Origin of the sequence: Candidatus Pantoea floridensis (assembly GCF_900215435.1) — a bacterium.
Taxonomy (GTDB): Bacteria; Pseudomonadota; Gammaproteobacteria; order Enterobacterales; family Enterobacteriaceae; genus Pantoea; species Pantoea floridensis.
The window spans coordinates 82,495-106,472 of sequence record NZ_OCMY01000002.1 but is presented as its reverse complement, the minus strand read 5'-3'; the positions used below and the strand labels follow the sequence as shown (position 1 = coordinate 106,472).

Here is a 23,978-nt window from a genome sequence, read left to right as displayed (position 1 = left end):
ATTCATGCTGCAACCATACTGTCTAATGCTGCGGTTTAAAACGCAGTGCCATCACCATTAGCAGCACAATGCCGGCGCTCATTATCACCCACGCACTGTCAAGTGAGGCTGCACGATCGCGTACCATTCCGGCAATCAACGGCATTAATGCCGCCAGCAGATAGCCCCCACCCTGCACAAACGATAACAAGGCACCCGCTTCTTCAGGCGTGCGCGCATGATCCAGCGTGACGATTAATGAAAGCGGGAACAGTGCGCCGATGCCCAATCCCAGCAGCAAGGTCGGCAGCCACGCCTGCTCACCACCCAGCATCAGCAAACTGAGCAGGCCTGGCAAAATCATCCCCAATACCACCAGCAATGGTCGGCGACGATCGCGAAAGCGATGAATCACAGCCGCCAGGACAAACCCTGCGACAACTTCCGTCAACGTCAATGCGCCCAGCACGTAACCGCTCTGCTCCGGCTGCCAGCCGTGCTGAATATAGAAAGGCGGCAGCCACGCGAGCACTAACGTGTAGGCGCCGGTGCCAATACCGAAGAAAATCATCAACAGCCAGGGGCGTTGCTGACCTAACGCGCCTGAACGAGGGGTGTCTGGCACGGGCGTCGTGTGGTGTGACATCACCCGCCACAGTAAAAGGGCAATCACAGCCGGCAGTGCGGGGATTGCCAGCGTTAAGCCTAAGCCTTGTGCAGTCGCCAGCGGTGCTGCAGTGGCAGCAGCGATTGCCGCACCCGCCATAATGCCAGTGGTGAATAGCGCCATTAAGGTTCCCGCTTTCGCACCAAAACGACGCTTAATCTGCGCGGGCATGAGTGCCTGAATCAAGCCAATACCGCAGCCCGCCACCAATGCACTGGTTATTAACATTACGGCTGAATGATCCACGCCGCGCGCGAGGCTGGCCAGTGCTATTAGCACTAATCCGCAGGCGATACCGCGCACTTCGCCCAGCGTACGCAGGAGCAGCGGCCCCGTCAGCGCCGCCAACCCCATCATGATCACCGGCAACGTGGTTAACAAACTGAGTTGCGTAGCGCTTAACTGGGCGTCATGCTGCAGCAGCGGGAAAAGCGGCCCCATCGCCGCCATCACTGGCCGCAAATTCAGCGCGATAATAAAAACCAGTACGGCAAACAGCCCAACCGCAGGTAAAGTACGATTCACTTTGCATCTCCTTGCACGTTAAAAGTACCTTAACGTTAAGATACTTTACTCAGGAGAAACAGCCCCTGCGCACAAAGCAACAAATTGCACGTTGGCAGGGCAACGGTGAAAAACACCTACCACGCGTAGCGGCGCAATTTATTGCGCAGTGCCTGGATGGGCATTCAGCCGTCATTGAGATGCGCGATAAATTGCGCCGCTAAGGATGATGCCAAAACGTATGAAAAGTAATGAATGGAGAAGCAGATTGGCGGATCACGTTGATTTTGTAATGGAACAGTGGGCCAGCGCTATGCCGGAGTTGGATGCGTCATCGATGGCGGTGTTTGGTCGCATGCTACGTATCATGAAACATCTGGCGAAAACGCGGGCCGATGCGCTGGCACCGTTTGGCTTTCGCGAGGGTGAGTTTGATGTGCTGGCCACGCTGCGCCGTGCGGGCGCGCCCTATCGCTTGTCACCGACGCAGCTCTATACATCATTGCTGGTGACGTCGGGTGCCATGACCAATCGGCTTAATCGACTTGAGGAAGTGGGCTCGATCGTCCGCATCGCCGATCCGGAGGATAAGCGCAGCATGCTGGTTGCGCTAACTCCCGCCGGGCAGGAGAAGATTGAGCAGGCGCTGAAAGTGCATACGCAGACGCAAAATAGCCTGCTGGCCGCATTGGATGCTTCACAGCAGCAGCAACTTGAAGGGCTATTGAGCCAATTATTGGTGGCAAGCGAAAGGTAAAATTGAGGTTGCAGATGTGTCAAATTACGAATTAATTCAGCACGTTTTCCGTTAAAGTAAGCGTCTTGCCTGGCATTCTTACGGATCAAACATGAGCAACAAATACGCCCCGTCGCAGATATTTCTGCATTGGTTGACCTTCCTGTTAGTGGCCACCGCCTATTGCACCATGGAATTTCGTGGGTTAGCGACGCGTGGTTCGTGGCAAGGTTTTGCGATGATCATTGGTCATTTCAGCGCCGGAAGTTGTGTGCTGGTGCTAATGCTGTCGCGCATTATGCTGCGTTTTCGTCATCGCAGCCCAGCGATTGTGCCTAAGCCACCGCACTGGCAAACCGGCTTAGCACATTTGATGCATCTGGCGATTTATCTGTTTTTCATCGTGCTGCCCACGCTGGGCATTCTGTCGCGCTTCTATATGGGCCGCACCTGGTGGATTTTTGGCATCCCAATGCCGGTAAGTGGCGATCCTGACCCGGATTTTGCCGATACGCTGGCGGGCTGGCATGAAACCCTCGCGCCCTATGGTTACTGGCTGATTGGTGTACACGCCCTGGCCGCGCTGGCGCACCATTATCTGTTTAAAGATAATACGCTGGTGCGCATGATGCCGTCCCGACGCTCGCGCTGATTTAAGTGACAGCGTCACGCAGGCTAAAACGTTAAGCTAAAGCTGTCATCAAGCAGAGCAAGGATCTCACTGTCCGGCAGACCATTTTCCAGCGTGATGCTGAGCCAATGCTCTTTATTCATGTGGTAAGCCGGATAGACGCCGTGCTGCTGGCGCAGCGATCCATTGAGTTCGGGGCGGGTTTTGATGTTCATCACGTCAATCATCGGTCCATCCGGTAGCCCAAGTTTGTGGCTCTCCAGCGGGAATACCAGCGCAAACCATTTGCGATGACGCGGGTGACGCAGCACTGCGTATTCGCTGTGCTTTTTCCAGGGGTAATCAGGTTCCACCTGATAATGCTGGCTGATGTAGTCGAACAGCTGTTGACGTTGCATGCATGCTCCCTGATGAATGACGTGCAAAAAAAAAGCACGCGCGAAGCCATAATATTAATCAGTAAAGACTACACTGCGAATTGATTTTTTTGCGCGTCCGCTGCGCCTTAAACCAGGGAAGTGAATGATGTTTCATCTGATTTTCAGCATACCGAGCTGGTATGTCATCGCGCGGTTTTTATTCCCACTAGCGATGCCACTGCTATTAAAAATTGTTCTCTCTCTGCTGGTGTTACTGGCTTCACAGTATCTGCTGGTCAGTCGATTTACCTCAGGCAGCATGTTCTCGCCGGAAATGCCCCGCGCGATCGTCATCCTGTTCAACTGGGGTTTTAGCGCCGTTTTGTTTCTCGCGATCACCCAGTTTGTGATTGATGTGGTGGCCTTGATCTCGCTGCTGTTCCCTCATCCGCTGGAGATAGTTCCCGCCATTCGCTATGTGGCGGCGGCGTTTGCGCTGATTCTTGCCACGGTGGGCGTCTATCAGGCCATTCGCGTTCCCCCGCTTAAAGATGTGACCATCGAGATTGATAACCTGCCCCAGGAGTATGAGGGCTATCAACTGCTGCAGCTGACCGATATGCACATCACCAAACTGTTCAATGAGAAATGGACCCGTGCGCTGGTGACAAAAGCCATGTCGTTGAAAGTGGATATTATTCTCGTCACCGGCGATGTCATTGATGGCACACTGAATAATCGCCGCGCGGACGTGGAGCCGCTGCGCGATTTACACGCACCCGATGGGGTTTTCGCCATTACCGGCAACCACGAATATTTCTTTGAACAGGAGCGCTGGACGGCCCATCTGGCCTCACTCGGATTGGAACCCTTGCTAAACCGCCACACCGTGATTAACCGCAATGGTGCAGAGCTGGTGATTGCCGGTATGCCCGATACTTCCGCCTCACGCCGAGGCGCCGTTGGCCCGGATTTGGATGTGGCGCTGGCAGGTGCGCCGGAAAATGCGCCCGTGATTCTGCTCGATCACCAACCGCGCAATGCGCGACAAAACGCGGTGAAAAAAATTGATCTGCAGCTTTCCGGCCATACGCACGGCGGTCTGATTCTGGGCTTTGATCGGTTGTTTGCTAAACCTAATGCGGGCTTTGTATCCGGCTTATATCAGGTAGAAGGCATGCAGCTTTATGTGAATAACGGCACCGCGCTTTGGCCGGGCATGGCAGTGAGATTAGGGCGTCCATCGGAGTTAACCCGCATTACGCTTCAGCGGCGACGTTAATCCGATAAGACAGGTCCGTGGTTCACGGACCTTTTTTATGCCCTGGCAGCATCCCATAATCGCATCATCTGTGCGATGCCCCGCTCAACCTCGACGAGGGGAACATTATCCCGCGCCAACGTTGAGATCCCCAGCATGAAACTGCTAAAGCTGACCGCCAGTGACAGCGTTTCCTCATTATCTTTCAGTTCTCCGCTGTGGATGCCTCTCTCAACGCAGTGTCTAATCCCTGCGCGGGTGCGCTTGCGCGACGCTTCAAGGGGGTTCAGCACGTGGCGATTTTCTTCGCTGCAGGATGACATCACGCTGAGCGCAACCATGCATCCTCGTGGATGCGAAGGATCGTACTGCATTCTGGCGGAGTTCCGCAGCGCCGTCTCCAATGCCTGACGGGCGGGTAAGTCGGGATCCCACAACGCTTCCGTTACCTGAGCATGCGTTTGCAAATAACAGCTCACGGCTTCAGCGAAAAGTGCTTCTTTCGATCCAAACGCAGCATAGAAGCTTGGCGCGGTAATCCCCTTGCCTATCGACGCTTTCAGCTGCGCGAGCGAGGTGGAATCGTAGCCATGCTCCCAAAAAAGGTGCATGGCTTTCACTACCGCGTCATCCCGGTCAAATTGTCTTGGTCTGCCTGTTCTCATCATCAACACCTCCGCCATATATACTAATCGATACAGAATTCATTGACAACGTACAACGCCTTTACGCAATATAAATACCGATCGATACATATATCATTTCCATGCAATGACGTTGTTCTTAATCACCTAAAGGCTTAATGATGAAATTACATAAACATGGCGAGGCACAGCAACTGCCGGTGTTGGCGCTGCTGGCGCTGGCGATGGCAGGCTTTATCTGTATTCTAACGGAAACCATTCCCTCCGGTTTGCTGCCACAAATTAGTCAGGGACTTGCTATTTCGCCTGCGCTGGCGGGTCAGCTGGTTACCGCCTATGCCGCCGGTTCACTCATCGCGGCGATTCCCCTGACGCTGCTAACGCGAAGCTGGTCACGCCGCAGGGTTCTGCTGAGCACCGTGTGCGGATTTCTGGTTTTTAACACGCTCACCGCCGTATCTTCTCACATCACCCTCATTTTAATCGCGAGATTTTTAGCGGGCGCGTCTGCCGGTCTGGCATGGAGTTTGATTGCGGGCTATGCACGCAGAATGGTGATTCCGTCGCTGCAGGGACGTGCGTTAGCACTCGCCATGGTGGGCACGCCAATCGCGCTCTCATTGGGTGTTCCTGCAGGAACCTGGATGGGATCATTACTCGGATGGCGTCTTACTTTTGCCGTCATGTCTGGACTCTCGCTCGTCCTGATTGGCTGGATACTGCTGGCCGTGCCGAACTATCCCGGTCATTCCGCGAAGCAAAAAATGCCGCTCGCTGCGGTATTACGTCTGCCAGGCGTTCGCTCCGTGCTCGGTGTGGTGCTGGCGTGGATGTTGGCGCATAACATTCTCTATACCTACATCGCCCCATTTATTGCCTCGGCGGGTTTGGCGGCGCGGGTGGATTTGGTACTGCTGATCTTTGGCATTGCCGCGCTGGGCGGGATTTTCATCACCGGCAGAATCATTGATACCCATCTGCGTAAAGCGGTGCTGTTATCCCTGTCGATTTTTGCGACGGTGTCGCTGGTGTTTGGTGTGGCTACGTTAACCGCTGGCGTGATATATGCGGGAGTCGCCGTCTGGGGATTGACGTTCGGCGGTGCGGCGACGCTGCTCCAGACGGCATTAGCCGATGCCGCCGGTGACTATGCCGACGTCGCGCTCTCAATGAATGTCGTAACGTGGAACAGCGCCATCGCCCTCGGAGGTTTAACCGGCGGATTGCTGCTCAAGCATGCCGGTTCCCACGCTTTCCCGTGGGCGATCCTCATATTGCTATTGGTCGCTTTGGCGATTGCTCTGCGTGCACAGCGAGGTTTCCCAGCGATCGGCAGCAGAGCTAAAGCGTCACTCAGCCCTGCCAGCGAGACTGACGTATAACGCTGCAAAAATTGAGCGGAGAGAATTCAGGCTGTTTATCCTTGATCACATCAGCTTTCACATTGCCAAATGTGGTGTCCGGTTTATGCCGGATGCCATCATAAAAGGCTTGAATGATCTCCTCTTTAAATGCCGCTGGACGCGGGTAGCAGCTTGTCACCGCGCCTATCTGCTCATCAGCAAAATGTTCATAGCCAATGCCCAACACATCCATCTCTACCCCAGCCGTCACCAGCGCGATCTCCGGTGCCATAAACTCGGGAATTCCCGGCGTGGTGTGCAATGCAATGGCACTCCATACCTTGTCAATATCATGGGTGGAAATGCCGTAGCCCTGCAGAAAGTCGCGCGCGGCATTGGCGCCATCCACTTCAAATCGTTTATCGCAGCTGCAGTGTTCGTGCGTCAGACCTATGTCATGAAACATGCAGCCAATATAGAGCAGCTCGTTGTCGACCTTGAGCCCACGCTGTTGACCCGCCAGCGCGCCCCAGTAGTACACGCGGCTGGAGTGATTAAACAACAAGTCTGATTCTGTATCGCGGATAAATTCGGTGGCTTCGTGCGCCATTTTGCTGTCTGGAATGCGGATACCGGTGACATTCAAGCTCATTTTTTCTCTCCTGTTGGTTGTGTTTTTCCAGCATAGGGGGCAAAGTGCTAGTCTCAAAGTGTCCAATTCAGATGATTAAGGACATTATGATCGTTTGCGACATGGAGAAGAGATGAATGCGACACGACATCGCGATTCTGGCGGTACCCGGCGTACAGCTGCTTGACGTTTGTGGGCCGCTGGATGTCTTTGCTGAAGCCAACCGTATTCTAAAGCGGCAGATTTATACGCCAAAAATTATCGCCATTGACGGATCACCTATTCACGCCTCATCGGGGGTGCGGCTAACCGCCGATATGATGTTGGCGGATAGCGTGAGCTATGCCCCGCACACTTTTCTTATCGCTGGCGCGCCGGGAATTGAAAATTTTTCCCCGGATGATGAAGCGCTGTTGGCAATAACGCGTTTATGCCAACGCAGTGAGCGTTTTGGATCGGTATGCAGCGGAGCGCTGCTGCTGGCCCGCACCGGACTGCTGGAGGGCAAGCACGTTACCACCCACTGGGAATGCGCCGGTTTGCTGGCGGCTCTTCATCCGGGGATTATCGTGGATGCCGATGCGTTGTGCGTAACCGATGGGCGGGTCCGCACCGCGGCCGGTGTCACCTCCGGCCTGGATCTCGCCTTGCGGCTGGTTGAAGAGGATCTTGGCCGAGAGGCGGCGATTGACATTGCTGCGCATCTGGTGATGTTTTTCCGTCGCCCGGTTAATCAGACGCATTTCATGCGCGGCAGCAGTATGTCGCTGGTCGGTCGCTCGGCACTACAGGAGCTACAACGCTGGGTTATCACGCATCTGCATGCAGTAAAATCGGTGGCAATGATGGCGGAACACATGGCTATCAGTGAGCGACATCTCACGCGTCTGTTTCGCAATGAGCTGGGTATCACGCCGGGGCAATGGCTTGAACGGGAGCGCGTCGCTAAAGCGAAACAGCTGCTGGAGCAAAAATCGCTGCCGGCCAAAACGTTGGCAACCGAATGCGGCTTTTCAGGTGCCGATGTGATGCGCCGCGTGTTCAGCCGGGTAACCGGCATGACACCCGCGGCGTACAGCAAGATGAATGCGAAAAGCTAAAAGCCGGACGCGATGCCCGGCTTATCAAGTTACGTTAGGCTTTGGCAAATGCCAGCAAATCAGGGTTAATCTGCTCGGGGTTAGTGGCAAACATACCGTGGGACAAGCCCGGATAGGTTTTCAGTGTGCCCTGTTTCAGCAGCTTGATAGCCTTATGGGCAGAATCATCAATTGGCACAACCTGATCGTCCTCACCATGCAGCACCAACACCGGAACGCTTATTGCCTTTAAATCCTCGGTAAAGTCGGTTTCTGAGAATGCGGCAATACAGTCATACTGTGCTTTTGCCCCTCCTGCCATGCCCTGACGCCACCAGTTATCAATCAATCCCTGGCTGATTTTTGCTCCCGGACGATTAAAACCGTAGAACGGTCCCGCTGGCACATCGATAAAGAATTGCGCACGGTTGGATGCCAGCGCCGAGCGGAAACCGTCAAAAACAGATTTTGGTAATCCTGCTGGATTTGCCGCCGTTTGCAGCATGATCGGTGGCACCGCGCCCATCAGTACGGCCTTCGCCACCCGACCTTTTTCGGCATGCGCCACATATCGCGCCACCTCACCGCCACCGGTTGAGTGGCCAATATGAATGGCGTTGCGTAAATCCAATGCTTTGACCAGTTCAGCTACGTCGGCAGCGTAGGTGGTCATATCATTGCCTTTATCCGTTTGATCGGAACGCCCGTGTCCGCGGCGATCGTGGGCAATAACGCGATACCCTTCGGCTAAGAAGAATAACATTTGGTTATCCCAGTCATCGGCGCTTAAGGGCCAGCCGTGATGGAACACCACCGGTTGCGCATTTTTTGGACCCCAATCTTTATAAAAAATCCGGGTGCCGTCTTGGGTAGTGATGATGCCGTTGCTCATTTTAGAATCTCCAGACTGTGATGATAAAAGGGTTAAACCGTTGGCAAGGGCCGAATGAGAAAGCCCGATACTGGCTGAGAGCGTACCGCTCAGAATCAGTAACCCTCGCCGGGAAATAGCTAACTGTTCAATCGCTGCGCCTGACATAAATGTTCCTTTACGGTTTTCGTTAGTCACTGTTGCTGTTCGATGAGCGTATTGTCAGGCACAAGACGATTCGCTAACATTGTCATATATGACACATTAAGGGCCTTAAGTGACAAAACATGAACACACCTGAAAACAACGTTGTGGCGGAAGTGGGCTTAGTGATTTATCCCGATAGCCAGCTCGCCGCTGTCTATGGTCTGACGGATATGTTCAGGATCGCCGCAGATTGGGCGGTGAATATTTCTGGTGAAGAGCGTAAACGCGCTATTCGGGTATCGCATTGGCAGAACGATACGGCAGCTAGCAACATGTTATGCGTGTGGGATAGCCATCCCGATCTGCCACATCGATTGAGCCATGTGATTGCGCCGCCAAGCCTGGTGGTCCCTGAAAAAATGGTGCCGATGAAGGTGCCAGCCGACTGGATGAGCGAGAGATACAACGAGGGGGTAACGCTTTGCTCTGTGTGCGCCGGGGCGTTTGTGCTCGCAGAAACCGGGCTTATTGACCATCGCCGCGCGACTACGCACTGGGCGTTTGCTCAAACGCTGTCGGAGCGATTTCCGGCGGTTGATGTCGCTGCAGAAAATATGGTGATTGACGATGGTGATATTATTACCGCCGGCGGGATCCTGGCCTGGACCGACTTGGGGCTGACGCTAATTGAAAAAATATTGGGCACCGGTACCATGCTGGCCACCTCGCGGTTTCTGTTAGTCGATCCACCGCGCCGTGAACAAAGCACTTACTCCGCGTTCATTCCCAATTTTGATCACGGCGATAGCCCAATATTGCGCGCTCAGCATCACCTCCATGCCCATTTTGCCGATCAGCACAGCATTGATACGCTTTCCGTTCTGGCCAACATGACACCGCGCACTTTTCTGCGTCATTTCCAAAAGGCGACCGGCCTACGCCCAACGGATTACGTGCAGCAGGTACGTATTATGAAAGCGCGCGATGCGCTAGAACTCTCCAATCGCTCGGTCGATCAAATTGCATGGGAGGTCGGCTACACCGATCCTTCCGCTTTCCGCAAAATTTTTCGCAAACTCACCGGCGTAACGCCTGGCCAGTATCGGCAAAGATTTGGCACCCAATAGCGGGTGCCAAATAGTGTTGGTCACGGATAACTAACTGAGCTGGAAACGTCCGACGGTATGCGCCAGCTGCGATGCCTGATCTTCCAGCGAACTGGCAGCGGCTGACATCTCCTGCACTAACGCGGCGTTCTGCTGCGTGGTGCTGTCCATCTCGTTCACCGCAATCGTTACCTGACTGATACCGCGCGCCTGCTCATCGGAGGCAATCACGATTTCGCCGATAATGGTGCGCACCGAGTTCACCGCCTGGGTCATCTCCTGCATGGTTCTGCCGGCGTCCTGCACCTGCTGTACGCCGCTGCCAACGCGCTGGGTGGATTCTTCAATCAGTACCGCAATATCCTTCACCGCATTGGCACTGCGCTGTGCCAGATTACGCACTTCCGACGCTACCACGGCAAAACCGCGCCCTTGTTCACCGGCGCGTGCGGCTTCTACCGCGGCGTTAAGCGCCAGGATATTGGTTTGGAACGCGATGCTGTTGATGATGGCGGTGATGTCGCCAATTTTTTTCGCGCTGTCGTCAATCTGCGCCATGGTTTGCACCACCTGACCTACCAGCGTTTCACCACGGCTGGCAATATGCGTTGCATTGTCGGTGAGCGTGGTAGCCTGATGCGCATTGGTGGCGTTGTGTTTCACCGTGGCGGTGATCTGCTCCATGCTGGCGGCGGTTTGTTCCAGCGCGGCCGCTTGCTGTTCAGTGCGTGATGCCAGATTGAGGTTGCCGCTGGCGATTTCACCTGCGCCCTGACGCACCGACGAACTGGCATCCTGAATCTGACCAACAATCTCACGCAGCTGGTTTTGCATAGTATGCAGTGCATAGAACAAGCTGCTGTTATCACGTGCTTTCAGCGTAATCACGTTATCCAGCTTGCCATCTGCCACGGCCAGCGCGATGGTTGCGGCTTCCAGCGGTTCGCCACCAATCGGTTTCAGCACTTTGCGACTGAACAGCACGCCAAGCAGCGAGCACACCACCAGAATGCTGATCACCATCAGAATTACCGCGTTGACCAGCTGATGATGGGCGGCCGCCATCACTTTGCTCACAGGCGCAACCACGCCGAGATACCATTTCTGATCGCTGTTACCAATCACCACCGGTTGCCAGGTCACCAGCGCATCTTCTCCCAGCAGCGCATCGTGCTGTTGCATTACGCTGTTGCTGAAGTTGTTGGTTACGCCTTTCCACGCCTTGCTGGTCTGGCTTTTATCGGGATATGAAACCACGTTGCCCGCGCTGGAGAGCAGCATCGCATAGCCGCTACCTTCCCACGGTTTGATTTTATTGACCTTCTCCTGCAGCGATGCCAGCGAAATATCGGAGGTCACCACCCCCCATAATTTTCCCTGGCTAACGATGGGCGCAGCCACCGAGGTCAGCAACGTGGGTACGCCGTTATAAGCGTAGCTGTAGGGCTCAATCAGCATGTCCTTCTGGCTTTTTTGCGGCAGCAAATAGTAGTCGCCCTGGCCGGGCGTAAAGATCGAGGTCAGCGGATGCATGTTGAAATTGCCGGACTGATCGCGATCAACAAAGAAGGCGTAGCGCCCCTTTGGTGCTGCACCCGGCTGCGTGGCGAACTCAGCGTCGCGCCCATCAAAGGCGTTTTCTTCGAAAATCACCGAGATCGACAAATAATCGGGATTATCACGTAGCGCCGATTCCATCACTTTATCGGCCACCTTGCGGTCCTGGATCCCCGCACCGGGTAAAGCAATCAGGCTATGACCGAGATTGTGGGCGACGTCACGGGCATAGCTGAGCTGTTGCTGAATTTGCAGCGCCTGGCTCTGCGCGATCTGCTGCAGGTAATTTTCCGCCAGCGACTGTTGCTCATTGCTGGATTGCCAGCTCAGGACGCCGATGGTGACGGCGAAGCCGAGCGTGATCGTTAAGGCGCCCGTCAGCAGCATCTGCGTGCGGGTGCTCATGGTTTTCTTATGTGATGCGTGTTTGGCCATTATGGCGCTCCTGGAGTTGACACTTTTCGGTAGAAAAAGAACCACTCCCTGTGCGCGTACATCCCTTTGAAGAGTCTATCGGCGGACGGCGCGGGAACTTGATGGCGAAGGAGGTCGGATCAGCGTGCTGCGAGGTGACTAATTTCCGGGAAAACCCGGTGCGCATAAATGCGCACCCTACAAAATCAGGATAAATAACCGTAGGGTCGCCATTTATGGCGACCGGCATCAGGTCAGCGCCCAATGCCGGTTTTTTACTTAAGCGTTATTTCTTCTCAGGCAACGCGTAGGCCAGCACGTAATCGCCGACCGGCGTTTCCATAAAGTGGTGCCCTGCCGCGACAATCACCAGATATTCACGCCCGTTCTGGGTATAGATCATCGGATTCGCCTGGCCGCCTGCCGGCAGTTCGGTGCTCCACACCTGCTTGCCGGTTTGCATATCGATAGCGCGAATCAAATCGTCGGTGGCAGCCGCAACAAAGATCAAACCACTTGACGTCACAACTGAACCACCATTGTTTGGCGTACCAATATTAATCGGCAAGCCGGTGGGTAATCCGAACGGGCCATTGCGACGTGCGGTGCCGAGTGGACGGTCCCAAATCGTGCGACCATCACGCATATCGATTGCGCGAATGCCGCCGTAAGGTGGCTCTTTACACAGCATGCCGGTGAACGGTAAACGCCAGCCCGCATTCACGTTAACGGCGTAAGGCACGCCGATTTGAGGATCGCCCGCGCCTTCCGCATGGCCTTCATCGTGTGGATTATAAGGAACTTCATCGCGCGGTTTCCAGCCAAGCGCATCCGCTTTGGCACGCGGCACCAGAATGTTGTAGTTCGGCATATCGTTGTAGTTAGCAATGATAATGCCGCGCGTGGGATCAACAGCCACGCTGCCCCAGTCGGAACCGCCGTTGTAGCCCGGATATTCAATCGAATGGCGATCGGCTTCCGGCGGCGTATATTGTCCCCGGTAGCTCGCCTTCTGGAACTGAATGCGGCATACCAGCTGATCGATCGGCGTTAATCCCCACATATCCTGCGGCGTCAGATCCGGCTTGCTCAGATGGTGGAACAGTGAGTAAGGCTGCGTCGGCGAGCGCTGATCCGGCTCAATACCGCCGCCAGTGACTTTACGCTCTTCAACGCCAAACAGTGATTTACCGGTGCGGCGGTCCAGAACATAAATTTCACCCTGCTTGGTCGGCATAATGATCGCCGGGGTTTTGCCGCCGTTCTTATCCGGATAATCCACCAGCGTTGGCTGCGAACCAGGATCGTAATCCCACACGTCTTTGTGTGCGGTCTGGAATGACCACGCGGGTAAACCGGTGTCAATATTCAACGCGGTGAGTGAAACGGAGTACTTATTCTCGGCAGGCGTACGCGTGCCGCTCCAGTAGTCACCCGAGGCATTACCCACCGGCAAATACACCAATCCAAGCTTGTCGTCACCGGTGAACGAGGTCCAGACATCAGGCGAACCGCGCTTATAGGCGTTAGGACCTTTTTTCGGTGTGGCGGTATCCGGTGAAGCAGGATCCCACGCCCATTTCAGCTGACCGGTGCGCACGTCGTACGCTTTGATGACACCCGGAGGACCAAATGCGCGTTGCCCATCAATGGTCTGGTGCGCCACAACTAAGGTGTCACGAATGACCACCGGCGCGGAGTTAATCGCCACATAGCCATCGTAGGTCTCGCCCATATCTTCGGCGAGGTTCACCGTGCCCTGATTACCGAAGCTACGGCAAATCTCACCGGTTTTTGCATTGAGTTCGATAATGCGCGCATCCAGCGTACCGAGAATAATGCGCTGCTGGCAGTCGCTGTTATCACCCGCAGGCGAAGCGGCCACTGCGCTGTCTTGTCCCGTGGTGATATGGCTATTGGTTTGGCTGTCATACCACGTCAAACCACGACAGGCCGCAGTGTAAGGAATGGATTTGTCGCTGACTTTCGGATCAAAGTGCCACTTCTCTTTACCGGTGCTGGCATCCAACGCAAACACCATATTGCGCGCGGTACAGGTATACAGCGTATCGCCCACTTTGATAGGTGTGTTTTCGCCGCCCCAACGTGCTTTGGGCAGATCGCCGGTACGGAACTGCCATGCCAGCTTAAGATCTTTGACGTTATCTGGCGTTATCTGGCTGGCATTGACGAAGCGCTGTGACGCCAGCGAACCGCCGTAGGTATACCAATCTCCACTGTCCGGTGTAGAGGCTTTGCCGCTGCCGGTATCCGCCATAAAGTTGGCCGATCCCGCCGCCGGAACATCAGTTGCAGGCGTTTCGTTTAACGGCGCAAACGGCAGCGCTGCCGCCACGATAAAGGCAAGAATTAATACACTGGCCAGTACACGCGATGCGCCACGGCTTACGCGCGGCGCCAGGTTGGGTAACTGGAAGGCGAACCAGATGCCAAGTATCAGCATTAATGCAAAGCGCGGTACCCAGCGCCAATAGTCAAGCCCGGACTCATAGATGGTCCAGATCAAGGTGCCGACAAACACCAGCGCAAACCAGCCTGCGCCGCTGCTTCGCTTCATAAAAATCAGCACCGCAGAGATAATCAATCCTATCCCTGCCAACAGGTAATACCAACTGCCACCCAAGGCGACCAGCCAACCGCCGCCTCCCGCCAGTGCAATGCCCAACAGCAGCAAAACCACGGCGAATATTCTATTCCAGAGCGAAAGCCTGGCTATTCGATTTGCGATGTTCAAAATAAGTTTCCCTTTGCCATTAATAATTACCGGTATAAATTTTTTTTAAACTCCGCTGTAAATTCTAGAATTCATTCGCCATTTCGCCGGATTTATTGGTAAATACGCGTGAGATTCGGCACTTTTTATCCGCTTAATTTCCCTATAGTTTCCGGGATAAATTTGAATAGCGCGTCACCGATATTACTTTTGCCGAAATTTTGTAATCACTGATTCTCTCTCATCACCAACCCGCTCCTTTCCTTCTGGTTAATGAGCCGATTACAGGCTATTATTCAGCTCACTAACTGAGCCGAATAGCATCGCTATTCAACTCATGCGACTCCGGAGCAACTTCATGATGTGGATTTGGCAGCAGCCTGACTGGCCGCAGTTCCGCTGGCAGGATGAAAAATTATTGCCACGTTTGCGCCAGCTGCAGCAGCAGCGTGGCGTATTACTGGGGCGTGCCAGCGTGCAAGATAATAGCGATCAACAGACGCTGGATACGCTGCTGAGTAACATCCTGGCATCCTCAGCGATTGAAGATGAACGCGTCAATGCGCAGTCGGTAAGATCGTCTCTTGCGCGCCGTTTAGGCGTTTCGCTTAACCAACCTTATCCGGTTTCCGAACGTTCAGAAGGATTGGCAACCATGATGATGGACGCCATCAGCCAGCGCGATGAAGCGCTGACGCTGCCACGTTTGTGCCAGTGGCATCGCTGGTTGTTCCCCGCAAGTGAATGGACGTTCAAGCGATTGAATGTCGGAACGCTGCGCGGTGAAGAGCCGATGCAGGTGGTTTCGGGCCGTATCGATCGACCAACAGTGCATTTCGAAGCGCCACCGCGCGCCGGGCTGGAAGCGCAGCTCAACGAATTTGTCCGCTGGTTTAATCATAGCCGCGAAGATCCCCTACTTGATCCGCTGCTACGCGCCGCGCTTTGCCACCTGTGGTTTGTCACGCTGCACCCGTTTGATGATGGCAATGGACGTATCACCCGCGCCTTGACCGACCTGGCACTGGCACAGGCCGATAGCCAAAGCATCCGTTTGTATGCCATGTCGGCATCGATTCTGGCGCGACGTGCAGATTATTACCGCATCCTGCAGGAGACGCAGCGTGGTGAACTGGACGTTACGGCCTGGCTGCTGTGGTTTTTCGATGTGCTGAATGACAGCCTGGAGCAAGCGCTGGAGGCCGTTACGCGCACACAAAATAAAGCACGCTTCTGGTTGATGCACAATGCGGCCGAGCTAAGTGCGGAACAAACCCGCGTATTGAATCGTTTGCTGGATGGCGGTGAACAGGGCTTTAGCGACGGCATCAGCGCCGGTCAGTATCAGAAGGTGGCGAAAGTGAGTAAAGCCACAGCGACGCGCCATTTAGCGGAATTAGTGATGAAAGGCTGTCTGGAGAAATTACCCGGCGGCGGGCGCAGCACCCGCTACCAGATCAAACGTTAACGCGTGCCGGTTGCAACAGGGTGCGCATGAATGCGCACCCTACGAAGAACCGTGTGATGTCGTAGGGTCGCCATTCATGGCGACCAGCCGGCAGTGTCGTTATCAGGCTGCTTTAACCGCGCGGACTTTCTTTTCCGCCGCTGCAGCTGCTGTTTCAGCATCCGGTTCCGCAGACGCGTCAGTAACTTCAGCCGGGTCCACCGCTTCCGCCGCATCACGCTTCACCACGTCCGGGAGCTTGCTGGTACGCAGGATATGCTGCACAGCATCTTTCTGTTCAGCCAACAGCAGGCCTAATGCTTCTGCCTGCGCTTCATCCAGCGCTGGCTGATGCTGCTGCAGCCAATCGGTGAAAGCGTCTGCCATATCCAGCATTTTGTCCCAGGCATCCGCGTCTTTTTTATTGGCAAACGTCATCTTCTCTTCACCCTTTCTGACTACAACATATTTGGTTTCGACTGCCATGATGCACCTCGATTGACTGTATTTATATACAGTATATTCTCATAAAACTTTGCAAGGCAATGACTTTCTGCCCTTAAGCCAGTAATTCTTCCAGAAACAGCGCCAGCGCTTTGCGCGGATCGTCCTCTTCAGAAACGATCATTTCAATGCCCCACTGCCCCAGCACCTCTTTCGCTACCGGATTATTACGGTTGGTAAAAAGATAAGACTTTGGACGTGCAGTGGCCAGGCCGGTGCGCCCCCACATTTTGGTCAGGCGGTAGAATAACAGACGGATGTTAAAATCACTGATGCTGTAGCCCACAAACAATACCGAGTTGCCCATCACGTCGTGCGTCAATTTGATATCGAGCGGAGAGTCGAAATAGAGGCGCTCAAAGTAGCTGCTCTCATCTAAAACTATCGACGTATCGTCATCGAAATCGCCGTGCAGTTTAATGATGTGGCGTTTATCTTCGGTCAATGACACCAGGTCTGCGGCATTGGCTACCTTGCTATAGGGCACGTTATGCGCTTCATGCGCCATCTCCAGCCAGCGGTCATAATTGGTGGTATAGATGCGTGAGAAATTGCCCTGGGTGATCATGGTGTGAATTTCAGAACTGCGTACGTCGATATCCGGACGATGCCATTCGCGATCCATCCAGCTGCGCAGCGGCCCAAGCGAACCTTTACGCTGCTTGTAATATTCCGCTAGCGACAGATGCGTGCCGTAAGTATTGAAAATCTTCGGATCGTAACCCAGCTCTTTAGCCAGATGGGCAATCAACTCATGCCACTCCGGCAGGCCAAGATTGCGCGAGATACCTGCACCCGCAAACAGGATCAGTTTACCGGCGTCGTAGGCGCGTTTGAGCTCCGGTTTCATGCCAGTCCCCGCGATGTTTTCAAGAAGGTAGCGAAGCGATCCAGCGCCAGGCGGCGCATGGAGATCTCATTTTTCAATTCGCCCATTTCGGCAAAGGTTTGCGTGTGGCCTTCCGGGATAAACACGCAGTCCCACTGAAACTCTTGCGGACCGGCAGGCTTGGTGGCAATAGTGCCACGCAGCTCACCTTCAAACTGATACATTTTTTGTCCGTCACAGTAGCCCAATACGGTTTTTGCCGTGACGCAGGGACTGTCCAACCCATTCACCAGTTTGGTAAACCGCTCGGCATTGAGGCGGCTCCAGAAGATGCGTGTCAGCCCGGCCGGTAAGCCATTTAAGCCGTCCAGATACAGTCCGGTATGCTCAACAAATAGCGGGCGACCAATAATCGAGAACGCCTTAGTGAGCTTATCGCGCACCAATTCAACTTCATTTTCCGTCTGGATCTCTTCAATACGGCGTGCGATAGGAAGAACCTCAACGCCCACCGGCTCAAGGATGGTACGCACCTCGGACAGCTTTAGCTCATTTGCGGACAGGAATCGTATTTTCATTGCAATCAGTAAGTTAAGAGTGAATTTACGTTCTGAGACAGCCTATTGGTTATGCTTTCATTCTAACGCGTGCAGGGTTAACTGGGTAGAAACAATCTCTAATACAAATATCTCATTACGTAAACCGTGGGATCGGCGTTGATGTTACGTCAGCAATCATCCTGTTTAAGCAAGATCTCAGGTCGACAGCGATAAAAAGCCGATCGGTTTTGAAGTCCTATTGCGCTGGAAGCAGTCTGCTAAAGGATTTATTTCCCAGGTGCGCATTAATGCGCACCCTACGACCTTATACCGATCGGCCAAAATCATCATTATCGTGGCACAGCGATTCTTAAAAAAAATTAGCGTTTGCCATAAGAAGTTGAAATTAAAAAAATACGACCAAGCGCACTCACTTATTAAATGCCGCCATTAAATTCGCAGCCACTTAAATAAAACAAAAAAGCCCACGACTTTTACATCGTGAGCTTTCTCGCAAAATGAGGGTGATTAAAACAATTACTGATAAACAATGCCCGGTGGATTGATTTGAGATGTTTCTACCGCTTCCTCCTGTTCACCCCAGCGCGCCAGCACCTGTTTGTACTGGCCGCTGGCAATCGCGCCGTTAATGGCTTGCTGCAACGCCTCATCTAAGCCATTGCCTTTCTTGGTGGTGACCGCCACCCACGCGCGGAACGGGCCGTGGCCAACGATTTTAGTTTGCCCACGAGAAGCCACTTTCCATGCCGCCATAGCCTGCGGACCAAACGACATATCGGCCCGCCCCGAAAGCAGCGCCAGCGTAGCAGCAGCATCATCGTTGAGATAAATCGGCTGCACCGGCGCTAAACCTTGTGCACGGTTCTTCTCATCCCAACTCAGTAAAATACGCTCCTGATTGGTACCGGAACCGACGATGATGCGTTTACCCGCCACATCTTCCCGTCCTTTAATGGCGCTGATTGGGCTATCCGTTTTAACTGCGAAAGCGTGGTTATCTGCGCGATAGGTAGCGAAATCGAACTTCTTCTTACGCTCCTCGGTCACCGCAATATTGAACATCGCCACATCATAACGACCAGCGGTAATGCCCAGCGGCCAATCTTCCCACGCCGCCGGCACCAGTTTTAGCTTCAGACCTAGGCTATCCGCCAGCAGACGCGCAATATCCGGGTCGCTGCCAATCAGCGTCTTATTATCCGTGGCCCACAAACCGATCGGCGGTGAATTATTGGCCGACGTCGCGACGGTTAAATAACCGGGATTGACGAAATGAAATCCCGCCGGAATTTTGGCAATTGCCTGCGGATTGGCAGCAATATTAATTGGCGCTTCGTTATTCTTTGCATCCAATGTCTCAGCGGCAATAACCGGCGTTGCCAACATCAGTGTCAGTAACGCTGTAATAATGACTCGTTCCATTAAAGTACCCGCGCCAGAAAACGTTTAGTGCGCTCATGACGCGGCTGATTCAGTACCTGATGGCTGCTGCCCTGCTCAACAATGCGGCCGTCGACCATAAACACCACGTTATCGGCCACTTCACGCGCAAAGCCAACTTCATGCGTCACAATCACCAGCGTGGTGCCGGAACGCGCCAGCTTCTTGATCACGTCCAGCACTTCGCCCACCAGCTCGGGGTCGAGCGCCGATGTCGGTTCATCAAATAGCATCACGCGCGGGTTGAGCATCAGCGCCCGCGCAATGGCGATACGCTGCTGCTGGCCGCCGGAGAGATGACGCGGCCAGGCATCGGCTTTGTGGCGCAGTCCCACCACATCCAGCAGATCGCCCGCCCGGTCGATAGCTTCACGCCGCGACAGCTGACGATGCGCAATCGGCGCTTCAATCAGGTTTTCCAGCACCGTCAAATGCGGGAACAAGTTGAAGTTCTGGAACACGTAGCCAACGTTGATACGCTGACGCAGAATCGCCTTTTCCTTCAGCTCATACAGCTTGTCGCCGCGTCGCTGATAGCCAATATAGTCGCCATCGATCTGGATATAGCCTTCATCGACGCGCTCCAGATGGTTAATGGTACGCAGCAGCGTCGATTTCCCCGACCCAGATGGCCCGAGGATCACCGTGACCGATCCCGGTTCCAGCTCTAATGACACATCATCCAGCGCTTTTAGCTTGCCGAACGACTTGCTCACGCCGGTAATGCTAATCGCGCCTGCGGCATGCAGATTCTTGCGGTAATCAATGGCTTCGGACATGGGAGAGCTCCTCGGTTGCAGGTTTGGCGCTGCGGTTACGCCATTGACGCCAGCGCGACGGCTGCGGTTCACGCGTGACGCTGCGCGCCAGCCAGCGCTCAACGCTGTGCTGCAGCAGTGACAGCACGGTGGTGATAATCAGATACCAGGCGGCACCCACCATCAGCAGCGGAATCACCTGCTGCGTGCGGTTGTAAATCATCTGGATGGTGTAAAACAGCTCGGGCATCGCCAGCACGTACACCATTGAGGTGCCTTTGGCGAGGCTGATAATTTCGTTAAACGTGGTAGGAATGATCGCGCGCAGCGCCTGCGGCAGAATGATGCGAAACGTACGACGAGAGGATGATAAGCCCAGCGCCGAAGCCGCTTCAAACTGACCGTGGTCGACGCCCAAAAAGCCGCCGCGAATGATCTCGGCGCTGTAGGCGCTCTGCACCAGCGTCAACCCAATCACCGCCGCCGGAAACTGGCCGAGCACGTTGATGGTCTGGAAATGGCCCCACGACAGCGCGGTGAACGGAATCCCGAGCGACAGCGTGTCGTACAGATAGGAGAAGTTGTACAGGATGATCAGCACCACAATCAGCGGCAGCGAGCGAAACAGCCAGATATAGCCGAACGCCAGCGTGCTCAGCAGCCACGATGACGAAAGCCGCGCCAGCGCCAGCAGGCCGCCGAAGATCAGACTGAGAAGGGTGCCGAACAGCGTCAGCAGCAGGGTTTGCCCCAATCCGCTGAGAATCACCGGATCAAAAAACCATTTGGCGAACACACCCCATTCCCAGCGCGGGTTAAAGGCAACGGAATCGATCACGCTGGCCAGAATAAACAGCGCGACAATCGCGCCGACGGTACGTGCCGGATATCGCGCCGGCACCACGGTTAATCGTTGTTGATCGCTCATTGTTACTCCTTAGCTGGCCTGCGCCACGCTCTGCACATCAATGACTTTCAGGAAGCGCAGGCGTCCATCGTGCGGCGGACGGCTGTAGACTTCCATATCCTCCAGCAGCGCAAACTGCGGCTGGTAACCGTGACCGATATACAGTTTCACCGCCTCCGGCTGACGGAAGCCGGTAGTGAGAAACACGCGCTGATAACCGGCGCGCAGCGCACGCCGCTCAAGCTCCTGCAGAATCAGCAACGCCAATCCCTGGCGACGCAGATCGCCGCGTGTCCAGATGCGCTTAAACTCGGCGGTCACCGCGTCATACGGTTTGTAAGCCCCCATGGCAATAATCTCGCCGTCGCGCTCCAGCACAATAAATAGCCCGCGCGGCGGCAGATACCATTCGGTTAACTCAACCTCTTTTTGGTTGGTGAAGAAATCGCCGTAGCGCGCGGCGTATTCGCCGAACAGTCCAGTGAGGATGGGCTGCAGTTCAGGCGCTTCTGGCGACACTTCACGGAAAAATTGCTCGCTCATGCGGCCTCCTTAATCGCCCAATCCAGCGGGATTGATTTCGGAACTGTCGATGCGTTCCACGCCTTCACCCCAGCGTTTCAGCACCTTGTCGTAATCACCGTTCTTGATCACGCCGTTCAATGCGGTATTGATCGGCTGCACCAGGCCGCCATCTTTCTTCACCGTCACCGCGATATGCGCCGCTTTTGGCCAACCGCCATCAACGCTACCCACCAAACGCGTCTGCTTAGTCAGCGCCGCTTTCCACGCACCGATCACGTTCGGACCGAAAAAGGCATCCGCACGACCCGACTGCAGCGCCAGCGTTTGTGCTGCATCATCTTTGGTATACACCGGGGTAAATGGCTTCAGCCCTTTGGCTTGATTCTCTTTATCCCAGGCCAACAGGATTGACTCCTGATTGGTGCCCGAGCCGACGATAATGCGCAGTCCGGCGATATCTTCTGCTTTGGTAATCGCCTTGATTGGGCTGGTGGATTTGACGTAAAAGCCGAGCGAATCTTTGCGGTAGGTGGCGAAATCGAAGCGCTCTTTACGCGCTTTGGTGACGGTCACGTTACTGATCGCCGCATCGTATTTGCCCGATGCCACACCCAGCGGCCAGTCTTCCCACGAGGTGGGCACCACGTTGAGTTTTAACCCCAGGCTATCGGCGACTAAGCGGGCGATATCCACTTCGCTGCCGAGCAGAGTTTTGTTGTCATCGCTGAATACCGTTAGCGGCGGCGAGTTGAGCGCGGCGACGGCCACAGTGAATGAACCTGGCACCGCGAAGCGATGTCCGGCCGGAATCTGCGCCACAGCGGCGTCATTCTTCGCGGTATTGATCGGCGTTTTGTTGGCTTCCACACTGACATTCTGACCGTTAACCGCCACATCCTCGGCAAACACGGCGCTGCTCATACCCAGCAGCAGCAGCGCGATAAGGGATTTCTTCTGCATAGCGTTTTCTCGACTCTTATTGTTGTGTGAACTGGTTAAGCGGATCTTTCAGGCCAAAGCTGGCGCGCAGCGTGGTGCCGGGATATTCCGTGCGGGTTAAGCCGCGAGCTTGCAGAATTGGTACCACGCGATCGACAAAACGTTCGAAGGTGTCGGGCGTGCCGCCCTGAATGATGAAGCCATCGGTGGCTTCACTCTCAAACCACCGCTGCAAACCGTCGGCAACCTGCTCCGGCGTACCGTGAAACAGTGGACGCGGCGTCGCGGCCTCTAACGCGGCCTGGCGCAGCGTATGACCGTGCTCGCGCGCTTTGCGTTTGATTTCGTCGGTGGTGCTGCGGAAGCTGTTCTGACCGATATCGCCGAGTTCCGGGAACGGTTCGTCTAGCGGATATTGCGAGAAGTCGTGGTGATCGAAGAAGCGGCCAAGATAGTTGAGCGCATCCTTGATGGAAACCAGCGCCGCGGTGGTTTGGTACTGCTGCTCCACATCTTTCGCGCTGTCGCCCACAATCACGCCCACGCCCTGGAAGATGTGCAAATCGCCCGGCTCGCGACCATTCGCCACCAGCTGCTTTTTCACATCGCGATAGAATGCCTGCGCTTCTTCGCGTGTCGGCTGATGAGTAAAAATGGCATCGGCATGACGCGCCGCCAGCTTTTTACCATCTTCCGATGCACCTGCCTGAAACACCACCGGACGACCTTGCGGCGTGCGTTCGATGTTCAGCGGCCCCTGTACCTGGAAGAAATCACCGTGGTGATTCAAGGTGTGCAGTTTGCTGGCATCAAAGAACTGGCCGCTCTCCTTGTTACGCACGAAGGCATCGCTTTCCCACGAATCCCACAGCCCTTTCACCACTTGCAGATACTCATCGGCAATGCGATAGCGCAGCGCATGTTCCGGATGCTGCTGACGTGAAAAGTTTTTCGCCGACCCTTCCAGCGGTGAAGTCACCACGTTCCAGCCAGCGCGACCGCCGCTCAGATGATCGAGGCTGGCAAACTGACGCGCCACGGTGAAAGGTTCGCTGTACGAAGTGGAAACGGTGCCAACCAACCCGAGATGCTCCGTGACGCCCGCCAGCGCCGACAGCAGCGTCAGCGGCTCAAAGCGATTAAGAAAATGCGGGATCGACTTTTCGTTAATGAACAGGCCATCAGCCACAAACAGGAAATCCAGCTTGCCCGCTTCCGCCTTACGCGCGATGTGTTTGGCATAGTCAAAATTGATACTGGCATCTGCCAGCGCCGCCGGATGACGCCACGCGGACATATTGCCAGATGCGCCATGCAGAATAGTGCCCAATCGCAGTTGTCTTGCAGTCATAATGTTCTCTCTTGTACCAAGGCGCAGCCTGACGGCGACATCGTGTCGCCGTGCA

23 protein-coding genes are annotated in these 23,978 nt (G+C 54.7%); 7 read left to right on the top strand and 16 right to left on the bottom strand.

What is annotated here, in order from left to right; genetic code table 11:
- Positions 1–22: 22 nt before the first annotated feature.
- Positions 23–1,171, bottom strand: a complete 1,149-nt coding sequence (locus CRO19_RS21160; protein ID WP_097097809.1) for an MFS transporter — start codon at positions 1,169–1,171, stop codon at positions 23–25.
- 247 nt (positions 1,172–1,418) lie between these two features.
- On the opposite strand from CRO19_RS21160, the gene CRO19_RS21150 reads away from it, so the two are divergent.
- Complete coding sequence (locus CRO19_RS21150) at positions 1,419–1,907, top strand: MarR family winged helix-turn-helix transcriptional regulator (RefSeq protein ID WP_097097807.1); 489 nt, start codon at positions 1,419–1,421, stop codon at positions 1,905–1,907.
- 91 nt (positions 1,908–1,998) lie between these two features.
- Positions 1,999–2,538: a cytochrome b561 gene (cybB, locus tag CRO19_RS21145; protein WP_097097806.1), complete on the top strand. Its 540-nt coding sequence runs from the start codon at positions 1,999–2,001 to the stop codon at positions 2,536–2,538.
- 23 nt (positions 2,539–2,561) lie between these two features.
- Here cybB and CRO19_RS21140 read toward each other — a convergent pair whose 3' ends face one another.
- Positions 2,562–2,915 carry an MmcQ/YjbR family DNA-binding protein gene (locus CRO19_RS21140; protein ID WP_097097805.1) on the bottom strand — a complete coding sequence of 118 codons (354 nt, stop codon included), beginning with the start codon at positions 2,913–2,915 and terminating at the stop codon, positions 2,562–2,564.
- Between the two features lie 127 nt (positions 2,916–3,042).
- Here CRO19_RS21140 and CRO19_RS21135 point away from each other — a divergent pair, with 127 nt between their 5' ends.
- Complete coding sequence (locus CRO19_RS21135; protein ID WP_097098327.1) at positions 3,043–4,158, top strand: metallophosphoesterase; 1,116 nt, start codon at positions 3,043–3,045, stop codon at positions 4,156–4,158.
- A 35-nt stretch (positions 4,159–4,193) separates the two neighbouring features.
- Here CRO19_RS21135 and CRO19_RS21130 read toward each other — a convergent pair whose 3' ends face one another.
- Positions 4,194–4,805: a TetR/AcrR family transcriptional regulator gene (locus tag CRO19_RS21130; RefSeq protein WP_097098326.1), complete on the bottom strand. Its 612-nt coding sequence runs from the start codon at positions 4,803–4,805 to the stop codon at positions 4,194–4,196.
- A gap of 137 nt (positions 4,806–4,942) precedes the next feature.
- Between CRO19_RS21130 and CRO19_RS21125 the strand changes: the two genes are divergently transcribed.
- Positions 4,943–6,163 carry an MFS transporter gene (locus tag CRO19_RS21125; protein ID WP_097097804.1) on the top strand — a complete coding sequence of 407 codons (1,221 nt, stop codon included), beginning with the start codon at positions 4,943–4,945 and terminating at the stop codon, positions 6,161–6,163.
- Here CRO19_RS21125 and CRO19_RS21120 read toward each other — a convergent pair.
- Positions 6,135–6,776, bottom strand: a complete 642-nt coding sequence (locus tag CRO19_RS21120) for an HD domain-containing protein (protein ID WP_097097803.1) — start codon at positions 6,774–6,776, stop codon at positions 6,135–6,137. The two genes, CRO19_RS21125 and CRO19_RS21120, sit on opposite strands and share 29 nt — an antisense overlap.
- 116 nt (positions 6,777–6,892) lie before the next feature.
- Between CRO19_RS21120 and CRO19_RS21115 the strand changes: the two genes are divergently transcribed.
- The gene (locus CRO19_RS21115; RefSeq protein ID WP_097097802.1) at positions 6,893–7,855 is read left to right on the top strand and encodes a GlxA family transcriptional regulator; all 963 of its coding nucleotides are present in this window, start codon (positions 6,893–6,895) and stop codon (positions 7,853–7,855) included.
- Between the two features lie 34 nt (positions 7,856–7,889).
- On the opposite strand, the gene CRO19_RS21110 is transcribed toward CRO19_RS21115, so the two are convergent.
- On the bottom strand, positions 7,890–8,726 hold the full coding sequence (locus CRO19_RS21110) for an alpha/beta fold hydrolase (protein ID WP_097097801.1): 837 nt from the start codon (positions 8,724–8,726) through the stop codon (positions 7,890–7,892).
- Between the two features lie 266 nt (positions 8,727–8,992).
- On the opposite strand from CRO19_RS21110, the gene CRO19_RS21105 reads away from it, so the two are divergent.
- Positions 8,993–9,979 carry a GlxA family transcriptional regulator gene (locus tag CRO19_RS21105; RefSeq protein ID WP_097097800.1) on the top strand — a complete coding sequence of 329 codons (987 nt, stop codon included), beginning with the start codon at positions 8,993–8,995 and terminating at the stop codon, positions 9,977–9,979.
- A 30-nt stretch (positions 9,980–10,009) separates the two neighbouring features.
- On the opposite strand, the gene CRO19_RS21100 is transcribed toward CRO19_RS21105, so the two are convergent.
- On the bottom strand, positions 10,010–11,950 hold the full coding sequence (locus CRO19_RS21100; RefSeq protein WP_097097799.1) for a methyl-accepting chemotaxis protein: 1,941 nt from the start codon (positions 11,948–11,950) through the stop codon (positions 10,010–10,012).
- Between the two features lie 265 nt (positions 11,951–12,215).
- Entirely contained in the window at positions 12,216–14,684 is a 2,469-nt protein-coding gene (locus CRO19_RS21095; protein ID WP_320204518.1) for a membrane-bound PQQ-dependent dehydrogenase, glucose/quinate/shikimate family, read from the bottom strand.
- A 340-nt stretch (positions 14,685–15,024) separates the two neighbouring features.
- Here CRO19_RS21095 and CRO19_RS21090 point away from each other — a divergent pair, with 340 nt between their 5' ends.
- On the top strand, positions 15,025–16,131 hold the full coding sequence (locus CRO19_RS21090) for a Fic family protein (RefSeq protein ID WP_444505491.1): 1,107 nt from the start codon (positions 15,025–15,027) through the stop codon (positions 16,129–16,131).
- Positions 16,132–16,233: 102 nt separating this feature from the next.
- On the opposite strand, the gene CRO19_RS21085 is transcribed toward CRO19_RS21090, so the two are convergent.
- The 9 genes from CRO19_RS21085 to CRO19_RS21045 all read right to left on the bottom strand — a co-directional run bounded on the left by CRO19_RS21085 (position 16,234) and on the right by CRO19_RS21045 (position 23,923).
- Positions 16,234–16,596, bottom strand: coding sequence for a YebG family protein (locus CRO19_RS21085; protein WP_097097797.1), 363 nt, complete (start codon positions 16,594–16,596; stop codon positions 16,234–16,236).
- Between the two features lie 73 nt (positions 16,597–16,669).
- Complete coding sequence (locus CRO19_RS21080; RefSeq protein WP_008108794.1) at positions 16,670–17,464, bottom strand: SIR2 family protein; 795 nt, start codon at positions 17,462–17,464, stop codon at positions 16,670–16,672.
- Positions 17,461–18,021, bottom strand: a complete 561-nt coding sequence (locus CRO19_RS21075; RefSeq protein WP_097097796.1) for a non-canonical purine NTP pyrophosphatase — start codon at positions 18,019–18,021, stop codon at positions 17,461–17,463. The genes CRO19_RS21080 and CRO19_RS21075 overlap by 4 nt, the downstream gene beginning before the upstream one ends.
- A gap of 498 nt (positions 18,022–18,519) precedes the next feature.
- Positions 18,520–19,425, bottom strand: coding sequence for an ABC transporter substrate-binding protein (locus tag CRO19_RS21070; RefSeq protein WP_097097795.1), 906 nt, complete (start codon positions 19,423–19,425; stop codon positions 18,520–18,522).
- Positions 19,425–20,222, bottom strand: coding sequence for an amino acid ABC transporter ATP-binding protein (locus CRO19_RS21065; RefSeq protein ID WP_097097794.1), 798 nt, complete (start codon positions 20,220–20,222; stop codon positions 19,425–19,427). The genes CRO19_RS21070 and CRO19_RS21065 overlap by 1 nt, the downstream gene beginning before the upstream one ends.
- Complete coding sequence (locus CRO19_RS21060; protein WP_097097793.1) at positions 20,206–21,129, bottom strand: amino acid ABC transporter permease; 924 nt, start codon at positions 21,127–21,129, stop codon at positions 20,206–20,208. Before CRO19_RS21060 ends, CRO19_RS21065 begins: the two co-directional genes overlap by 17 nt.
- 9 nt (positions 21,130–21,138) lie before the next feature.
- The gene (locus CRO19_RS21055; RefSeq protein ID WP_097097792.1) at positions 21,139–21,651 is read right to left on the bottom strand and encodes a GNAT family N-acetyltransferase; all 513 of its coding nucleotides are present in this window, start codon (positions 21,649–21,651) and stop codon (positions 21,139–21,141) included.
- 9 nt (positions 21,652–21,660) lie between these two features.
- The gene (locus CRO19_RS21050; RefSeq protein ID WP_097097791.1) at positions 21,661–22,593 is read right to left on the bottom strand and encodes an ABC transporter substrate-binding protein; all 933 of its coding nucleotides are present in this window, start codon (positions 22,591–22,593) and stop codon (positions 21,661–21,663) included.
- Positions 22,594–22,609: 16 nt separating this feature from the next.
- Positions 22,610–23,923, bottom strand: a complete 1,314-nt coding sequence (locus CRO19_RS21045; RefSeq protein ID WP_097097790.1) for an LLM class flavin-dependent oxidoreductase — start codon at positions 23,921–23,923, stop codon at positions 22,610–22,612.
- Positions 23,924–23,978 lie beyond the last annotated feature (55 nt).

Excerpts from the sequence above, each read along its gene's own strand:
- CRO19_RS21110 (WP_097097801.1), bottom strand. The coding sequence starts at position 8,726 with ATGAGCAACGGCATCATCACTACCCAAGACGGCACCCGGATTTTTTAT.
- CRO19_RS21100 (WP_097097799.1), bottom strand. The coding sequence starts at position 11,950 with ATGGCCAAACACGCATCACATAAGAAAACCATGAGCACCCGCACGCAG.
- CRO19_RS21135 (WP_097098327.1), top strand. The coding sequence starts at position 3,043 with ATGTTTCATCTGATTTTCAGCATACCGAGCTGGTATGTCATCGCGCGG.
- CRO19_RS21045 (WP_097097790.1), bottom strand. The coding sequence starts at position 23,923 with ATGACTGCAAGACAACTGCGATTGGGCACTATTCTGCATGGCGCATCT.
- CRO19_RS21080 (WP_008108794.1), bottom strand. The coding sequence starts at position 17,464 with ATGAAACCGGAGCTCAAACGCGCCTACGACGCCGGTAAACTGATCCTG.
- CRO19_RS21075 (WP_097097796.1), bottom strand. The coding sequence starts at position 18,021 with ATGAAAATACGATTCCTGTCCGCAAATGAGCTAAAGCTGTCCGAGGTG.
- CRO19_RS21120 (WP_097097803.1), bottom strand. The coding sequence starts at position 6,776 with ATGAGCTTGAATGTCACCGGTATCCGCATTCCAGACAGCAAAATGGCG.
- cybB (WP_097097806.1), top strand. The coding sequence starts at position 1,999 with ATGAGCAACAAATACGCCCCGTCGCAGATATTTCTGCATTGGTTGACC.
- CRO19_RS21140 (WP_097097805.1), bottom strand. The coding sequence starts at position 2,915 with ATGCAACGTCAACAGCTGTTCGACTACATCAGCCAGCATTATCAGGTG.
- CRO19_RS21125 (WP_097097804.1), top strand. The coding sequence starts at position 4,943 with ATGAAATTACATAAACATGGCGAGGCACAGCAACTGCCGGTGTTGGCG.
- CRO19_RS21060 (WP_097097793.1), bottom strand. The coding sequence starts at position 21,129 with ATGAGCGATCAACAACGATTAACCGTGGTGCCGGCGCGATATCCGGCA.
- CRO19_RS21090 (WP_444505491.1), top strand. The coding sequence starts at position 15,025 with ATGTGGATTTGGCAGCAGCCTGACTGGCCGCAGTTCCGCTGGCAGGAT.
- CRO19_RS21055 (WP_097097792.1), bottom strand. The coding sequence starts at position 21,651 with ATGAGCGAGCAATTTTTCCGTGAAGTGTCGCCAGAAGCGCCTGAACTG.
- CRO19_RS21085 (WP_097097797.1), bottom strand. The coding sequence starts at position 16,596 with ATGGCAGTCGAAACCAAATATGTTGTAGTCAGAAAGGGTGAAGAGAAG.
- CRO19_RS21070 (WP_097097795.1), bottom strand. The coding sequence starts at position 19,425 with ATGGAACGAGTCATTATTACAGCGTTACTGACACTGATGTTGGCAACG.
- CRO19_RS21105 (WP_097097800.1), top strand. The coding sequence starts at position 8,993 with ATGAACACACCTGAAAACAACGTTGTGGCGGAAGTGGGCTTAGTGATT.
- CRO19_RS21050 (WP_097097791.1), bottom strand. The coding sequence starts at position 22,593 with ATGCAGAAGAAATCCCTTATCGCGCTGCTGCTGCTGGGTATGAGCAGC.
- CRO19_RS21130 (WP_097098326.1), bottom strand. The coding sequence starts at position 4,805 with ATGATGAGAACAGGCAGACCAAGACAATTTGACCGGGATGACGCGGTA.
- CRO19_RS21065 (WP_097097794.1), bottom strand. The coding sequence starts at position 20,222 with ATGTCCGAAGCCATTGATTACCGCAAGAATCTGCATGCCGCAGGCGCG.
- CRO19_RS21115 (WP_097097802.1), top strand. The coding sequence starts at position 6,893 with ATGCGACACGACATCGCGATTCTGGCGGTACCCGGCGTACAGCTGCTT.